Origin of the sequence: Fortiea contorta PCC 7126 (genome assembly GCF_000332295.1) — a bacterium.
Lineage (GTDB): Bacteria > Cyanobacteriota > Cyanobacteriia > Cyanobacteriales > Nostocaceae > Fortiea > Fortiea contorta.
Genome location: NZ_KB235930.1, coordinates 3555794 through 3570352, shown reverse-complemented (window position 1 = coordinate 3570352; position 14559 = coordinate 3555794). Strand labels below are relative to the sequence as shown.

Here is a 14559-nt window from a genome sequence, read left to right as displayed (position 1 = left end):
TTCTTGCTTAATCTTATGACAGTAAAGTGGAAGTTGTTTTTAATTTTGATCTTAAGTATCTTTACTACCGCTAGTGCTGGGGTTTACATTACCCAGAACCAGCCTGCTGTCACGATCTTTGAGACTAGTAACGACCAACCACAAAGGACAGAAGCAACCCAGATATCTCAGGATATTATAGCTGATTCGGGGCGATATAACTATAAAAGTATACCGCTTGCGAGTATTAGCTCTACTCTCCAAGGTAGCGATCCGGCGACTCTAGCTTTGAATGCTGTTGATGATATTGCATCCTTGGGGGGGACGCGCAAGGTGGAGGTAGTTTATCCGCAACGCAATCAAGCTTTAGTGACGATTACACAAATTCACGGGAGTGATAGCCTGGTTGGGGCGATTAAATATCGTGTAGAAATGACTACTTTTGGGCGATCGCTGTTGGTTAGTTCACCTCCTGTATGGCAGATTGTTTGGGCTGGGGCCCAGAGACATTGTGAATCTAGGAACCACCCGCAAAATCAGTTAAGTCAACACTGTCAGTAGTTATAGCAGGGAACAGGGAGCCGGGTTGAAAGTTGTTTTGTGTAAGCATTTTGTAGAGACGAAGCCAAAGCAACGTCTCTACGCGAAAATACAGGGTTTGGGCTGTTAATTCACATTCAGCGTCGATGACAAAATTAGATATCGCCGCGAATTTCTTCCACAATCCCGTCACGGAGAACAATTTCTACTTGAGTTTTGCTAATCAGGTTATCACCTGTTTCGATGCGGAAAAAACCTTCCATTTGAAATTGATTCACTTCTTGATCTAAATCGAGAAATTGCACTTGTTGGAGGTTTTGCAGAAATTGATTTTTCTGTTCTAGTAGCTCACTTTTCTTTTGATTGATTTGCAGTTGGATGTTGTCAATTTGTTGAATTGTCTGTGGCCCTGGTGGTTGTAAACTCTGTTTTTGAATTGCAGTGATGGCTCTTTGTCCTTCGATGTCTAGTTGTTGCAATTGTTGGTCGGTTTGGTTAATCTGCGCTTGTAATTGCTGTTGAATTTCATCTTTCCACAGAGGGGTGACGATGACTTTCACATTGACAACGCGCTTTAACAGTAAATGAGGTTTGGAGACATCCATAAAAATTATCCGTTCACTCTGAGTAGTTTGCAGGTGGATTTATCAGGCAAACATGCCGTCAATAATACCGCGATAGCGTTCTGTGACGACGTGTCGCCGAATTTTCAAGGTTTGCGTTAGCAAGCCGTTCTCGATAGAAAATGGCTCGATAATCAGTCTGAAGGGTCCGATGCGGTCATCAGCTCGATAACCTGGACGATTTTGCACTTCCCGATTCAATTCTTGGCGATATAAATCCTGGATTATTTTACTCTCCAGGTTTATTTCTTGACTGTTAACTGCGGTAGAATTGGCATCTTGTATATTTAAACTCAAGTTTTGAGTTTCTGCCCATTTTGTTAAGGCTTCAATGTTGGGAACAATCAAGGCGCCGATGCTGCGCTGGTCTTGTCCAACAACCATGATTTGATCGATGTAGGGCGATCGCAAACAAGCATCTTCTATCGGCTGTGGCTCGATATTTTCCCCATTGCTTAAGACAATTGTATCTTTAGCTCTACCGGTGAGCACTAGGTCGTTTTGTGGTGTTACCCAACCCAAATCACCGCTATCAAACCAACCTTCAGCGTCAATGGCTTTGGCTGTGGCTTCGGGATTTTGGTAATAGCCTTGCATAATTTGGGGGCCTTTGAGCAATACTAAACCTCGCTTTCCAGTTGGTAAGGGTACTTTTGTCTCCGGATCTATGATTTTAACTTCTGTCCCCGGTATTGGTTGCCCTGATGAACCGAGTAGGTTCCGCCAGGGACGGCGCGCATTGGTAACAGGAGCTGTCTCTGTCAAACCATATCCCTGTAAGATATTAATGCCAACTAGTTCAAAAAAGCTATCTATGTGGCGAGGCAAGGCTCCACCACCGCTAATGACGTGTTTGATGCGTCCTCCTGTGGCTTGGCGGACTTTAGCATAGACGAGTTTTTCTCCTAACAAATGCAGGGGAAATAGTGCTGCGGCGGTGATGCGGGCGAATAAGCGCTCTAAGGACGAAGCATGAAGATGCTCTAAACTTAATCCCTGAGCGATTCGTCGCGCTTTGATATATTGGTCACTAATATCGAGCAAAAAGTTGACTAGGCGTTGTTTATTAGCTGGTTGCTCTCGAAACTGCTTTTGCACTCCTTCATAAATTGATTCCCACAACCGGGGTACGGCGATCATGTAATTCGGTTTAAATTCCTTTAAATCTTTTTTAACGGAGCGCAAGTTAGTATAAACTTGTGTGCAACCTTGGGAAAGTAAAAAATACTCCCCACTGCGTTCGTAACTGTGCCAAGTAGGAAGAATGCTTAAGACAATATCTCCTGGATGTGGTTGTACTACTGAGCCTAGGGTGGTGACTTGGTGCAACAAATTACCATGGGAAAGCATCACACCTTTGGGTTTACCTGTGGTTCCAGAGGTGTAAATGAGAGTTGCTAAATCATGAAGATTTTGCTGAACTGCTTTGAGAGGGTGCTCACAACCGATGGCGATTAGTTGGTTAAAGTTGAGCAGTTGTAAGGTTTCATCGGCGGGTGGGGCTTCATCTGTTAGTAAGATGATGAATTTAATGGGTAAATCATTTAAACCAGCTCGTAGTTTTTGCAGTGTTTTTAAATCTTCAACTACCAGCGCCGTGCTCCCACTGTTAGCGATGATAAACAGTAATTCTTCTCTTTCAGCTAGAGCACTGCGTACAGCGTTAATTGCTCCAGAGGTCATGATACCTTGATCGGCTATAAACCAGCGGGGACTGTTATCAGCAATTAAGGAAATGCGATCGCCTATTTCCACTCCTAAGGTTTGCAATCCCGCTGCAAATTGTTGAATTTGTGCTGCTAGTTGAGCGTAGGTAATTAATACTTCTGGTTGAGCATGGGGGTTATGCAAAGCCACAATATTACTAAAACGCTGCGCTGCTAAGGGCCAAACTTCTGGTAATGAATTTACTTTTGTATAATCTGCTAAACCTTGTAAAGCTTTTCGTTCTCTTTCGCTGATTGTAAATAAAGCCGCAGTAGTAGATGAGGTTTTTGACATAACGCATTCCTAAATATTCAATGCTATTTGTGGGAAAATGATTTTGCTTTTCTGTGATGATAAATTCCTTCAATATACACAATGCCCTCTCGGTATATTATCTGGAAAAAATTCCCAATTCTCTTCACAAAAATTTATGATAAGATACTTTTGTATAAGCTAAAAGCAATCATTTAATTTAAGCTTGCAGCTAAAAATAGTGACCACCTAATTTCCTACGGCGGTGATTACCTATGGCTTTAAAGGATGCAGCATTATTCACCTTCATCAACGCTGTCGCTTGTCTCGCTTTCCCGAAACTGTTATCCATGATTCTGGCGTTGAAATCTCGACTTACAGTAGGTTCATCACCACACACGAGTGCAAACCTACCTCAATTCTCTGTTACCAGTTTTCCGTATTGTACAGCTTATGTGTTGGCAGGTAGTCCATCATGTAAGTTCAGTCCCGATTTTTGTGCTAGGTGTTCTCCTAATTGAGACAATTTTTCCCAGGTGAATCGCTCGTAGTCATCGACTTTAGAGGGTAAGGCTGACTACAAACTCATGATGGATATCTTCTCTTGTAGAGACGCTGCTTTTGCCTCGTCTCTACAACGGTTTGCAGGGACGCGTGATGATTTTATAGATGCATCTATTTGTTTATCTTATAGGAGATAGAAGAAATCCAAAACTATTAATGTGCCCCATTTGACTGTTTATGAGCCACACTAGAGGATACGATCACAATTTGTCACTGGGAGGCGATCGTCTATGAGTTTTTTAGATGTAACACTACTAACACTGCTTAGTACTTTCACATGCCTAGCTTTACCAAGGCTGATGTCTTTAGTGCGTGAATGACGGATAAATTAACTTAAGCCGTCGCTCCAAGTATAGCACTACGCTGCAAAATTTAGCAAGCGAAGTTGTAAAAATTTTTTGGCATTCAGACGGCTTTGAGAGTTATCGGCGCTGTTCTCGACGCCATTTTCCCCTAACTAGACGGATTTCGTCGTAGGTGTAACTTTCGCCCAGTTGCTCTTTAATTGGTGTCAAGGAAATATCACCAAGTACCTCTAGAACTTGCCAAATTTTCTGCTGGCGTTCTAGGGGAATTAACTGGTTTAAATCGACTGGTTGATTTTTTTCAATTAAATCTGAGAGGTGGCGAATAATTGTTGTGGGGCGGATATTGCGTTGTTGAGCGATGTCCGCGACACTCAAACCTTGTTTATGTAAATTAAAGGTCAATAGCTCGGTGTCGGAAGGTAAGCCAAGACTCAGATGAGGAGTGGAATTATCCTCTGGGTCAATGATGCCTTGTTCTTGACGGTAGATGCGGATTTCTGCCAAGAATTTATCACCATATTGAGAGAGTTTATGGCTCCCGACGCCGGAGAGTTGACCGAATTCCTCGAGGGTTTTGGGCTGCATCTGAGCCATTAATTTGAGTGTGGAATCTTGAAAGACCACGTATGGTGGTACTGACTGTTCATCGGCGAGTTGTTTGCGGAGCGATCGCAATCTCTGTAATAATATTTCTAGTTCGGCGGCTTTGGCGCTGCCTTCTTCCCATGTCAGCTTTGAAGCTACGGGAACGGCGATAGAAACTGGGCGTTGTCGGCGCATGACTTCCCAACTCAAAGCATTGAGTTTTAAAACGGAGTAACCATCAGTAGTTTGTGTGAGTAAGCCTTGATGTAAAAGCGATCGCCCTAACATTTTCCACTGTTCAAGAGTGCGATCTTTGCCGATACCGTAGGTAGAAAGTTGATCGTGTTGATTGAGAGCGATTTTCTGGCTTTTCGCACCCCGCAACACATCAATAATATACATCATACCAAATCTTTCTTTACACCGCGCCACACAAGATAAAAACTTCATGGCTTCAATTGTCCAATCTTGCACTGGTTTGGGATCACGACAATTGTCGCAGTTAGCGCAATTTCCCAAAAACCTTTCCCCAAAATAACCCAGTTGAATTGTACGCCGACAGTCTGTGCCTTCTGCATAATCAATCATCTGACGCAACTGTTGTTTGGCGATTAATTGTTCTTGGGGGTCAGTTTTTTGGTCAATGCTCCATTCAATAGTTTTAATATCTCCAAAGCTGAAAAAGATGGTACAGCGAGACGGTTCACCGTCCCTACCCGCTCTCCCTGATTCTTGATAGTAACTCTCTAAATTGCGGGGGATGTCATAATGAATTACTAACCGCACATCTGGTTTATTAATTCCCATCCCAAAAGCAATGGTGGCGACGATTACCCGCACATCATCGCGGATAAAGCGGGTTTGATTTTGGCTGCGTTCTTCATCATTTAATCCAGCATGATAAGCTAAGGCAGCAATTTTGTCGTTTTGCAGTTTAAAAGTTAGTTCATCAACTTTTTTGCGAGTTAAACAATAAACAATAATTGACCCTTCTGTTTCTCGAATTAGTTCTAATAACTCGGCGTACGCGTATTTGGTTTTCGCACGGACTTCATAATAAAGATTTTGACGATTAAAGCTGGCGATGTGGATACTTGGTTGCTTTAACCCTAATTGTTGAATGATATCACTGCGAACGCGATCAGTGGCAGTGGCGGTGAGCGCGATGGTGGGAACTTGAGGGTAACGTTTTCGCAGTGATTTTAACTGTCGATATTCTGGGCGAAAGTCGTGTCCCCACTCCGAAACACAATGAGCTTCATCAATTGCAAAGGTAGAAATACCGATTTGATGATGGACTAAATCGAGAAATGGCAAAAATCTTTCACTAAGGAGACGTTCTGGCGCCACGTAAAGTAATTTTATTCTACCATTGAGAATGGCTTCTTCCCGCGATCGCACTTTGTAAGCATTGACGCTACTATTCAAGAAGGTGGCGCTAATATTATTATTCCGCAGTGATTCCACTTGGTCTTGCATCAAAGCAATCAACGGTGACACCACCACCGTCAAACCTTTTTTTAACAGTGCTGGTAATTGGAAACAGAGAGATTTACCACCTCCAGTAGGCATTACTACCAGTAAATCCCGATTTTGTAGCGCATCTTCAATAATTTGTCGTTGTCCTGGACGGAATCGGTCATAACCGAAGTGATATTTTAGCGCTTGTTCGAGATTGGGATACTGAAGCATAACTGACTATCACTGTTTACCTTGGGACACAAGCCGCTAGCTCGCCATCCGCATCATAATGTTATGTGTAAAGTTTAATCGCAAATTTACTTATGCCGAAAGCAATTTGGAATGGCGCTGTTTTAGCCGAAAGTGACCAAACCGTGGTAGTGGAAGGAAATCATTACTTTCCCGCTGACGCCATTAACAAGCAATACTTTCAAGCAAGTGAGACTCACACCACTTGTCCTTGGAAAGGAGTTGCCAGTTATTATAGTATCGAAGTTGATGGACAAATCAACAAAGACGCCGCTTGGTACTATCCCAGCACCAAGGAAAAAGCTAAAAATATTGAAGGTTATGTCGCCTTCTGGCGTGGAGTGAAAGTCGAGGCGTAGTCAACGCTATATTTGTAGGGTGTGTTGTCACAGAGCGCAACCCAGAGTTGAGAATCTACAGCGTGTTAACTGAGAGCACAACACACTCTACTATTTCTAAATTCGCGTCGTGCTCAATTCTCCAATCCATGACACAAGAATTAAGAGAATTAAGAGAAAGTATTGCAGAGGGTCGGTATGAAGACGCTTTAGAAATTATTGATGATTTAGAAGGGATGAGTAAACAAGCCACGCTGCGAAAAATCGAGGCTTTTCTAGTTAGATTATGTATTCATCTCATTAAAAATCAAATTGAACAGCGTTTAACTAACTTCTGGATTGCGTCTATCTCTGACTCAGTTATTCAGATTGCTAAATTAAATCTCAAAGATAATCAAACGTCTTATTATATTAAATCTGATGAATGGCAAGAATTTATTGAAGAAGCAATAGAAATAGGAATTAGACCAGCTAGTGTGGAAATTTTTGCAGGTAATTTAAAACCCCATCAAATTTCACAAAGACTGAATCGAGAATTATTGCTTAATTTTGCTCAAGAACTTTTACAACTAACTTATAAATGTCCGCCGAAAATGCTACCGGATATAATTGACCGTCATTTAGCAGAATTACCAGGTGGTCAAAATTGGTTTGAGCAAGGTTGAGCCAATCGAGCAGAGGCGATTTCTCTACCCATCTCGTACCGCGCAAATAGGATTAGATATCAAAACAAATTCATATATAAGTTTTATTTAAGCTTTGGTTACAAATGTATAAGTGTTCTGCACCAACACAAGTAGATTGTGAACCAGAACCCCGACTTTTCTAAAAAGTCAGGGTTCTATCACCTGAACAACAGACTACTGGAAAGAGCGCAAAATAATTTGGCGTTTGAGGCGTATTAGTTTCCCTTCATCCTCAAACTCTTGTAAGAGACGGGTGATGGTAACTCTTGTTGTATTCAACACCTCAGATATTTCCTGATGGGTAGCATTGAGGTCAATCAGCTTACCCTGTTCCACATCACGACCAAATTTAGCACTTAACCACAGTAAAAATTGCCATAAACGTACAGAAATAGGTTTGCGATGGACGATACTTAAAAGTTCTTCTCCTTGTTGAATGCGGGTTAACAAAGCATTGACATCCTGATACCAAAGATGGGGAGGAACAATACTAACTTCTACATTAGTTAGACATTCAATTTGATAAGGCTTAATTCTAGATAAAGGTGAACCAATCAAATCACCACAACCCCAGTAACCCAGAGTAATAAACGTACCGTCTTCACTCCAGGTTAAAGTACGAACTGCGCCGCGTTCAATCCGCCACAGGATGTCATTACGCGGCGGTAACATTTCGCGCTTAGTGAATATTCTATAGGGGATTTGGGTTTTGAAACCTGAGTTATAAGACAAATTTTTGGAATACATAAAAGATTGGGTAGACACACGTAAATGATGTAGAATTTAGCCGAAGCATCCTAGCAATGCACCACAAACATGTTGCTTGTAGCAAAAAGCTTTTAGGATTATTTAATACTTACAAACACTACAGCTATTGCTGATTTAACACTCATAACATCTATGTGTAAATATCGGAATAGTGGTCACGACCATCTTTGTTTATTGGTGATATCAGATACAAAACAAAATAAAAACCTTTTTGCTCAGAAGGTTTGATTAAATTAATCAATAAATCGGTCAAATTCAGCGAAAAATAAACTATTGACCTGCGTAACATCTGGTGTTGCTTAACACGATCGCTTTATCTAAATAAACACTAAAACCGTTACTAAGCAACGAAATTGACCACAAGTAACTGTTAATTTATGTAGCAAAAAATTCTGCTGACTTCCCAAAAACGATCGCATGGGAATTTCTGTCAACGGTGTTGCTGGAAAATTATTTAAGTATTGAATACAAAGTTGGTAGCTGGATAAAAATAAACATCACTGTTAACTCCCCTACCTCTAGAAAGACGAAGGGAGTTAGATCCTGAAGCTTTGATGTTTAATTAGGTTGATTTAATTAATCAAACAAATAATCGCGCTCATACAGAAAATCAAAAAAATTGGCTCTCTATTCTCTAGCAATCACCACATCATTAGATTTAATGACTGCGTAAGCTTCTGCTCCCTCAATCAGTTCTAACTCTTCCGCAGAAACTTTAGTAATCATAGAGGTGAGTTCGACTTTATGAGTAATCTCTAAGGTGACTTCAGTATTCACAGAACCTGTGATTACCCGCTTCACAACTCCTTTGAGAACATTGCGAGAACTAACTTTGAGTGGTTTTTTGGGGCTAATAGTTGTCATTTCTCGGTCGTCAGCATCTGACTGTGTTAAGGGTTCGGTAGATGGTGACACTGGTGAGGAGGAATATTTACCCAAACCACGCACCAATTCTCGCAGAATCTCAGTTTTAGTGCGCTGGGATTGATTACAGAACTCTTCTAGTATTTTCCGCTCTGCTTCTGATGTTTGAAATGTTACCCACCCTTGTTCTTTTCTTGGCATGATGTTAGTAATTTTTTTGGTACATATTTTTTGTGTCTTTGGTACGATACTATCAAGTGTCGATCCTATGACGCAGAATCTCCCTCATTGTGGGTTTTGATTGCAATTAGGCGATCGCACACACTCGATAGCACACATCAGCAAAAAAAAGTTAACTCATCTGACACGCCAAAGTTGTTTTGACAAAACTTTAATTTTTTCCGGAATCTCTCCACACTCACATGTAGATTGTTACATACTGAAACTTTATACCTAAACAAAGGGCGTTACGCTTATAAAGCCCGAATGCCAAAACAACTCCCCAAAGCCGCTTTGAGAAATCTCCTGAGCGGCTTTTGTCTTGATTTATGAAACACAATAAACGTTGATCAGCCTACTTGATGCATTGTAATATGGCTGTTAATGTCTAAATGGAGATCCTATGCAGGCAATTGAAGCTCCCAATTTGACGGTAATTGCGTTTGAAAATGCGGTTCCCATTGCTCAACTACCTTCTGTGTGGCAGGATATCGCTAGAGGTGTGGCGAATGTCGGTATTTCTGATCCACAAGGTTATGTGGAGATGGCGCAGTTGTTTCAATATAAGTTGGAGCAGGGTGACGTTGATTTATTTAACGAACATCCAGAATTAGATTACCTCAAGCCTTCATTCTCTCAACTATTTGGCAAGTTAGCCTGGGAAGCTCTTGATTTTTACGGTCATGATTGGCTCAAGACCAGCTATCCAAATTTTACCGCTGTGCTGGAAGATTTAGAATCTCAAGGTGCAGAGTATGCTGATGAGGTAAAAGTAGCTCGCATTGGATGGGAACTTTTCCAAGAATTTGGCTATGATTTACCAGCGAGTTTTTATCATGTGCATCTGGCGCCAATTTATCGAGATCATGTGTTTGAAGAACGGGCTTTAAGGTTTGATAAGCGCGATATTAAACATAAGCGCTCTTGGGATGCTATACTTCATGCGGGTAAGGTTTTTGCAATGCAAATGAAGGTGCAAAGTATAGCTGCAAAATACGGTTTTACTTATCAACATGGCTGCGGATGCAATTCTCATCTCTCCTCAATTGATGCATCTCGCGGGGTATTTGAATATGAATTAACTCCCGAAAAGCGCCAACGCTGGATCAGAAGTTTTATCTGGACTGCTTGGTATGAGTACGCTTTCTTTCCTATTGTGCCAAATACAAGTTATTTAGTTTAGATGTGTGGGTTTGATTTAACAAGGAACTCTTAACAGGGAACAGGTGAGTTCCCTATTCCCTACTATAATTAGAGAATTTTCCGCCCGGTGAGGATTTCTCGCACTTCTAACATGGCTGAGTAGGTGGGGAGAATGTGTAGGGTTTCGTCATTTGGTGTCTGCTCTAAAGCTGTGGCGATCGCTTGGCGCAAATCTTCTTGTACAATTAAGTTTAATTGCGGATCGACAGCTTTTTCGCTGTAACGCAGTCGCAGTGCCATATCATAAACGCGATCGCCACTAACTACTACGGTTCCTCCCCGCTCGACTAATTTCTCAGTATCCACATCCCAAATCCAAGATACATCAGTGCCATCGGGAGTGCGATCGTTCAAAACTATTAATGTAGTTGTATCTGTACTTTGCGTGACTACCCGAATAGTTTCGTTTGTCCCCACAGGGTTTTTTGATAACAGAATTCGCACCTTTTTTCCATCAACAGTTAAATCTTCAGCGCGCCCAAAAGCAGCTTGGAAATTGTTAACCGTATCCCTAATAATCGTTTCATCAACTCCTAATTCTTTCGCCGCCGTCACCGCAGCTAAAGTATTATATTTATTGTACAAACCAACCAAAATTTGTGACCATTCCCTACTTTCTAAGGCTGGTTGACTTTTACTAAAACCGCAACTGGGACAGGTGAAATCTCCCAAATGAGATAAATAAACCCCTTTGTAATCTAAAGAGTGTCCACATCTGGGACAATAAATAGAATCAACGGCGTGGGGAATAGCTTCGAGATATTTTTCTGGTTCATTCAAACCAAAAAATCGCACCCGTTGGGGTAACTGCTGACCGAGATATGCTAATGTCGGATCATCAGCATTAGGAATAACTATTGTTTCTGTTGGTAAGGTAGAAATTACTTTTGTCCAACGCTTACTAATAGTATCCACTTCGCCGTATCTATCCAATTGGTCGCGGAACAAATTTAAACAAAGAATAATTTTAGGCTGCAGTGGTGTCAATACCTTTGGTACAATATTCTCATCTACTTCCAGAATTGCGAAATCGGCATTCAGCGTGCCCACTAAGTTAGTGTCTTCTAACAGCGCCGTCATCAAGCCATTTTCTAGATTCGCTCCTGTAGAGTTATGGGCGACACGGTAGCCTTGCCGTTCTAGTATGGTTTTTAATAGTAGGGAAGTTGTCGTTTTGCCATTAGTGCCAGCAACCAGAATTATCCCATTCTTCACTTGCTGACTCAATAATTGTAGCAGTTGCGGAGCGATCCGGCGCGCAATTGACCCTGGTAAGACACTCGCCGCACCAAGGCGGAGCGATCGCACGATAAACGTCACACTTTTTGCCACCGACACCGCGAAACCCAGTCGCAGTCTATCTAGAGATTTTATTTTGTTTCCCACATTCGTACTCTACTGTTTTGGCGGTTACTAGTTGATAGCCTCAAATTTTAAATTAATCCTGTGAGTCTAGCGAATCCTCGCCAAAAAAACCAGCCATCATCAACACAAGAGAACAGAAAACACTTATAGCAGGGAACAGGGAACAGGGAACAGAAAATAGGGTTGAAAGTCGCTTCGTGTAAGCATTTTATCTTTAGTTCATGTCCTGACCTATGTGGCTACTGCTATAAGTAAGTTCACTAAACTTCTTGCTTTTATCAGGGGAAAAGGGTAAGGGTAAATAGTAAAAGACTCATGTCCTTCCCTAATCCCCAGTCCCTAACCCCTAACCCCTAACCCCTCTTTTCCCTTTATGAAAAGTATCAGGTTTTTGTTTTTACAGCACAAATATAACTGGCGACGGTTAATCTCCCAAGCACTCGTAGTCGTTGTTTGTTCATTGTTTATGCATCTGCAACCCGCATTTGCAGGTCTTAAAGATGACAACTATGATGGGAATATTTTCGTAGTATATGCTGGTAATGGTTCACTGGTTCCTCCCAGACAGACACTCGCCCAGTCTCTAGCGGAGCATAAACCCGTATTTTTAGCTTTCTATCTTGATGACAGCAAAGATAGTAAAGAATATGCAATTTCCATTTCGCGGGTACAAGAATTTTACGGTAAGGTAGCAGAAATTATCCCGGTGAATGTGGACGCCATCCCCGCGAAACCAGCTTATGAACCCACAGAACTAGGATATTATTACGCTGGGGTTGTACCCCAAGTGGTAGTCTTTAATCAGTCAGGTCAGGTAGTCTTAAATCAGCAAGGTCAAGTACCCTTTGAGGCAATCGACGACAGATTTAGAGAAATGTTTAATTTATTACCACGCACTGACACAGCCCAATTAAAGCGGCGCGCCTTCAACGAGTTTAGCAGCGAACTAAGTAAGTAACTTTGGGGGTAGACTAAATTGGTCTGCCCTAATTTTTAGTGATATGTGATACGGCATTCTTTATGTGGGCAAGAGATAATAATTAAATATTTGTTTTTATAAGTCACAAAAGTTAATCTAAAAAATGACTGATGACTGATGACTATTGACTAATAAAGTGAGTTCTGATGTCAAAAGTTTACACTACCGAGGAGCTAATCCAAATTTTGGCAGCCGAGCGTCAAGCTTGTCTGAAAGGAGAGCGCCTGAAGTTAGAAGTAACAGCCTCTGGCAATCCTTTAATTGACCAGTTTATCAGAACAGATGGACTGCAAAAGTTTACTGCTTATCAAGATTTTAAAGCTGCTATTCACAACTATCAGCAAGAAAATCATGTTTCTGGTTTAATTTTGCATGAAGTGAGTGTGAGAGGTCAAGTTTTGCGCTATCCCAAAGTTGATAGTGAGTTGATTGCTTTGAATATTGATTTGGAAACTCTCAAAGCTGCGAAAAATACTATTGTCAACTTTTGGGATGAAGTCACCACTGGCATGGACTTATATCTGAGTTTTAATAATAGCAAACAACACCAAAAAATTCTCAAACCTGATGTAGAAAGAATAGCTCAGAGAACAGAATGGGCTAGTTTATGGAAATGGGAAAACTCTAATTTTTTGGAAATGATTTTGCAGTTGGGATGGGGAAAACCGGAAGAAGCTCATTATAAACGAGGTAGACCACACTCAGGTAGTGAGTATATTCATGCAGTGAATCCAGGTAATTATCCGATTGGATAAGCGATCGCACGAAAAAAAATGATAAATTAGGTAAGCGATCGCTAAAATGCCCCATCCCGTATCCTAAAGCTTTAAGCCCCAAGCAGCGATAGCTAAAGCACCCCAACCCGCCAAGAATGCTGCGCCTCCTAGGGGTGTGATTGCTCCCAAAATCTTGATATTAGTTAGGCTTAAAGCGTACAAGCTTCCGGAAAAGATAGCAATACCGATGATAAATAACCAACCACTGGCAAGCAGAGTAAATTGAGGAGAGGTAGTACGACTTAATAGTAATCCTACCGCTAACAGTGCCAGAGCATGGTACATTTGATAGCGAGCACCAGTTTCAAAAATTTCTAGCGATCGCTCACTGATTTTTTCTCGTAAGGCGTGAGAAGCAAAAGCACCAGCCGCCACAGACAAACCGCCCAAAATAGCGGCTATGCTTAAAAATATCTGCGTCATTAGACCTAGCCGTCAATTGGTAGAGAATTTAGCAATTAATTGATATCAATCCTCGACTGGGAGTTAAATTAGATATCAAAATGATATGATACAGCCCCATCTTCACTCACCTGAAAATTTGCATTAAATTCTTTAGCTTTCTCATCTAAATATTGTCTAGCACTCAGTGCAGGTAACTGCGATTTAATCGCAAACCCCGCAACAGTCATTCTCCCCTGATTTTCTAGTAGCATTTGATAAAAAACGTCTTGCAGTTGTGCATTCAACTGCTGATTCAAAGCTTTTTTCTCTTGTTGAGAACGACGATATAATCCTATACTCAACCAACCTCCTAATATCAGAGTAGGGACACCAAAAATCAAGCTTTGTCTAGCAGTTGCATCGAGAAAATTTAAAGCATCTGTATTCACAGTATCTTGAACAAGATTTTTTTCATCTATGGGTGTAGGAATTGGTTTCAAGATATTATTTTTTTCAATCGCCGCTGAGACTGATAACGTCAAAAACATAAATCCCAGTGTGAGTAGCCAACCTGCAGCCAATTTTTCAGCAGTCTTCATAGTTTCACCTCACATTTGAACCTTGTTTGCGATTTTAACCGATTAGGGACTAGAGGTTAGGACGCGTGGTAACACTTGTAGTATTCTAAAAAAGTGCGATCGCTCTACCA

15 protein-coding genes are annotated in these 14559 nt (G+C 41.3%); 6 read left to right on the top strand and 9 right to left on the bottom strand.

The window, feature by feature from the left end; genetic code table 11:
• The first annotated feature begins 15 nt into the window (after positions 1-15).
• Positions 16-540 carry a hypothetical protein gene (locus MIC7126_RS0116380; protein ID WP_017654247.1) on the top strand — a complete coding sequence of 175 codons (525 nt, stop codon included), beginning with the start codon at positions 16-18 and terminating at the stop codon, positions 538-540.
• Between the two features lie 134 nt (positions 541-674).
• Here MIC7126_RS0116380 and MIC7126_RS0116375 read toward each other — a convergent pair whose 3' ends face one another.
• The 4 genes from MIC7126_RS0116375 to recQ all read right to left on the bottom strand — a co-directional run bounded on the left by MIC7126_RS0116375 (position 675) and on the right by recQ (position 6250).
• Complete coding sequence (locus MIC7126_RS0116375; protein WP_017654246.1) at positions 675-1124, bottom strand: YlqD family protein; 450 nt, start codon at positions 1122-1124, stop codon at positions 675-677.
• 42 nt (positions 1125-1166) lie between these two features.
• Positions 1167-3143: an AMP-dependent synthetase/ligase gene (locus MIC7126_RS0116370; RefSeq protein ID WP_017654245.1), complete on the bottom strand. Its 1977-nt coding sequence runs from the start codon at positions 3141-3143 to the stop codon at positions 1167-1169.
• Positions 3144-3333: 190 nt separating this feature from the next.
• On the bottom strand, positions 3334-3501 hold the full coding sequence (locus MIC7126_RS30515; RefSeq protein WP_154655904.1) for a hypothetical protein: 168 nt from the start codon (positions 3499-3501) through the stop codon (positions 3334-3336).
• 586 nt (positions 3502-4087) lie between these two features.
• The gene (recQ, locus tag MIC7126_RS0116365; protein ID WP_017654244.1) at positions 4088-6250 is read right to left on the bottom strand and encodes a DNA helicase RecQ; all 2163 of its coding nucleotides are present in this window, start codon (positions 6248-6250) and stop codon (positions 4088-4090) included.
• Between the two features lie 92 nt (positions 6251-6342).
• Between recQ and MIC7126_RS0116360 the strand changes: the two genes are divergently transcribed.
• Together MIC7126_RS0116360 and MIC7126_RS0116355 are read left to right on the top strand one after the other, a co-directional pair.
• The gene (locus MIC7126_RS0116360; protein WP_017654243.1) at positions 6343-6627 is read left to right on the top strand and encodes a DUF427 domain-containing protein; all 285 of its coding nucleotides are present in this window, start codon (positions 6343-6345) and stop codon (positions 6625-6627) included.
• Between the two features lie 128 nt (positions 6628-6755).
• Positions 6756-7271, top strand: a complete 516-nt coding sequence (locus tag MIC7126_RS0116355) for a DUF29 family protein (RefSeq protein ID WP_017654242.1) — start codon at positions 6756-6758, stop codon at positions 7269-7271.
• A gap of 195 nt (positions 7272-7466) precedes the next feature.
• On the opposite strand, the gene MIC7126_RS0116350 is transcribed toward MIC7126_RS0116355, so the two are convergent.
• Positions 7467-8039: a Crp/Fnr family transcriptional regulator gene (locus tag MIC7126_RS0116350; protein ID WP_017654241.1), complete on the bottom strand. Its 573-nt coding sequence runs from the start codon at positions 8037-8039 to the stop codon at positions 7467-7469.
• Positions 8040-8687: 648 nt separating this feature from the next.
• Complete coding sequence (locus MIC7126_RS0116345) at positions 8688-9125, bottom strand: TOBE domain-containing protein (RefSeq protein ID WP_017654240.1); 438 nt, start codon at positions 9123-9125, stop codon at positions 8688-8690.
• A gap of 421 nt (positions 9126-9546) precedes the next feature.
• Here MIC7126_RS0116345 and MIC7126_RS0116340 point away from each other — a divergent pair, with 421 nt between their 5' ends.
• Positions 9547-10326, top strand: a complete 780-nt coding sequence (locus tag MIC7126_RS0116340) for a hypothetical protein (protein WP_017654239.1) — start codon at positions 9547-9549, stop codon at positions 10324-10326.
• Positions 10327-10394: 68 nt separating this feature from the next.
• On the opposite strand, the gene MIC7126_RS0116335 is transcribed toward MIC7126_RS0116340, so the two are convergent.
• Complete coding sequence (locus tag MIC7126_RS0116335; RefSeq protein WP_026100313.1) at positions 10395-11732, bottom strand: Mur ligase family protein; 1338 nt, start codon at positions 11730-11732, stop codon at positions 10395-10397.
• 352 nt (positions 11733-12084) lie between these two features.
• Between MIC7126_RS0116335 and MIC7126_RS0116330 the strand changes: the two genes are divergently transcribed.
• The gene (locus tag MIC7126_RS0116330) at positions 12085-12669 is read left to right on the top strand and encodes a thylakoid membrane photosystem I accumulation factor (protein WP_026100312.1); all 585 of its coding nucleotides are present in this window, start codon (positions 12085-12087) and stop codon (positions 12667-12669) included.
• A gap of 167 nt (positions 12670-12836) precedes the next feature.
• Positions 12837-13445 (top strand): hypothetical protein, encoded by a 609-nt coding sequence (locus MIC7126_RS0116325; protein ID WP_017654236.1) that lies wholly within the window; start codon positions 12837-12839, stop codon positions 13443-13445.
• Positions 13446-13508: 63 nt separating this feature from the next.
• Here MIC7126_RS0116325 and MIC7126_RS0116320 read toward each other — a convergent pair whose 3' ends face one another.
• Both MIC7126_RS0116320 and MIC7126_RS0116315 read right to left on the bottom strand, forming a co-directional pair.
• Entirely contained in the window at positions 13509-13889 is a 381-nt protein-coding gene (locus MIC7126_RS0116320; protein WP_017654235.1) for a DUF423 domain-containing protein, read from the bottom strand.
• Positions 13890-13957: 68 nt separating this feature from the next.
• Positions 13958-14449 (bottom strand): hypothetical protein, encoded by a 492-nt coding sequence (locus MIC7126_RS0116315; RefSeq protein ID WP_017654234.1) that lies wholly within the window; start codon positions 14447-14449, stop codon positions 13958-13960.
• Positions 14450-14559: the final 110 nt, after the last annotated feature.

Bases quoted from the DNA above. Each gene is read 5' to 3' on its own strand.
- MIC7126_RS0116380 (WP_017654247.1), top strand. From the start codon at position 16: ATGACAGTAAAGTGGAAGTTGTTTTTAATTTTGATCTTAAGTATCTTT.
- MIC7126_RS0116375 (WP_017654246.1), bottom strand. From the start codon at position 1,124: ATGGATGTCTCCAAACCTCATTTACTGTTAAAGCGCGTTGTCAATGTG.
- MIC7126_RS0116370 (WP_017654245.1), bottom strand. From the start codon at position 3,143: ATGTCAAAAACCTCATCTACTACTGCGGCTTTATTTACAATCAGCGAA.
- recQ (WP_017654244.1), bottom strand. From the start codon at position 6,250: ATGCTTCAGTATCCCAATCTCGAACAAGCGCTAAAATATCACTTCGGT.
- MIC7126_RS0116360 (WP_017654243.1), top strand. From the start codon at position 6,343: ATGCCGAAAGCAATTTGGAATGGCGCTGTTTTAGCCGAAAGTGACCAA.
- MIC7126_RS0116355 (WP_017654242.1), top strand. From the start codon at position 6,756: ATGACACAAGAATTAAGAGAATTAAGAGAAAGTATTGCAGAGGGTCGG.
- MIC7126_RS0116350 (WP_017654241.1), bottom strand. From the start codon at position 8,039: ATGTATTCCAAAAATTTGTCTTATAACTCAGGTTTCAAAACCCAAATC.
- MIC7126_RS0116345 (WP_017654240.1), bottom strand. From the start codon at position 9,125: ATGCCAAGAAAAGAACAAGGGTGGGTAACATTTCAAACATCAGAAGCA.
- MIC7126_RS0116340 (WP_017654239.1), top strand. From the start codon at position 9,547: ATGCAGGCAATTGAAGCTCCCAATTTGACGGTAATTGCGTTTGAAAAT.
- MIC7126_RS0116330 (WP_026100312.1), top strand. From the start codon at position 12,085: ATGAAAAGTATCAGGTTTTTGTTTTTACAGCACAAATATAACTGGCGA.
- MIC7126_RS0116325 (WP_017654236.1), top strand. From the start codon at position 12,837: ATGTCAAAAGTTTACACTACCGAGGAGCTAATCCAAATTTTGGCAGCC.
- MIC7126_RS0116320 (WP_017654235.1), bottom strand. From the start codon at position 13,889: ATGACGCAGATATTTTTAAGCATAGCCGCTATTTTGGGCGGTTTGTCT.
- MIC7126_RS0116315 (WP_017654234.1), bottom strand. From the start codon at position 14,449: ATGAAGACTGCTGAAAAATTGGCTGCAGGTTGGCTACTCACACTGGGA.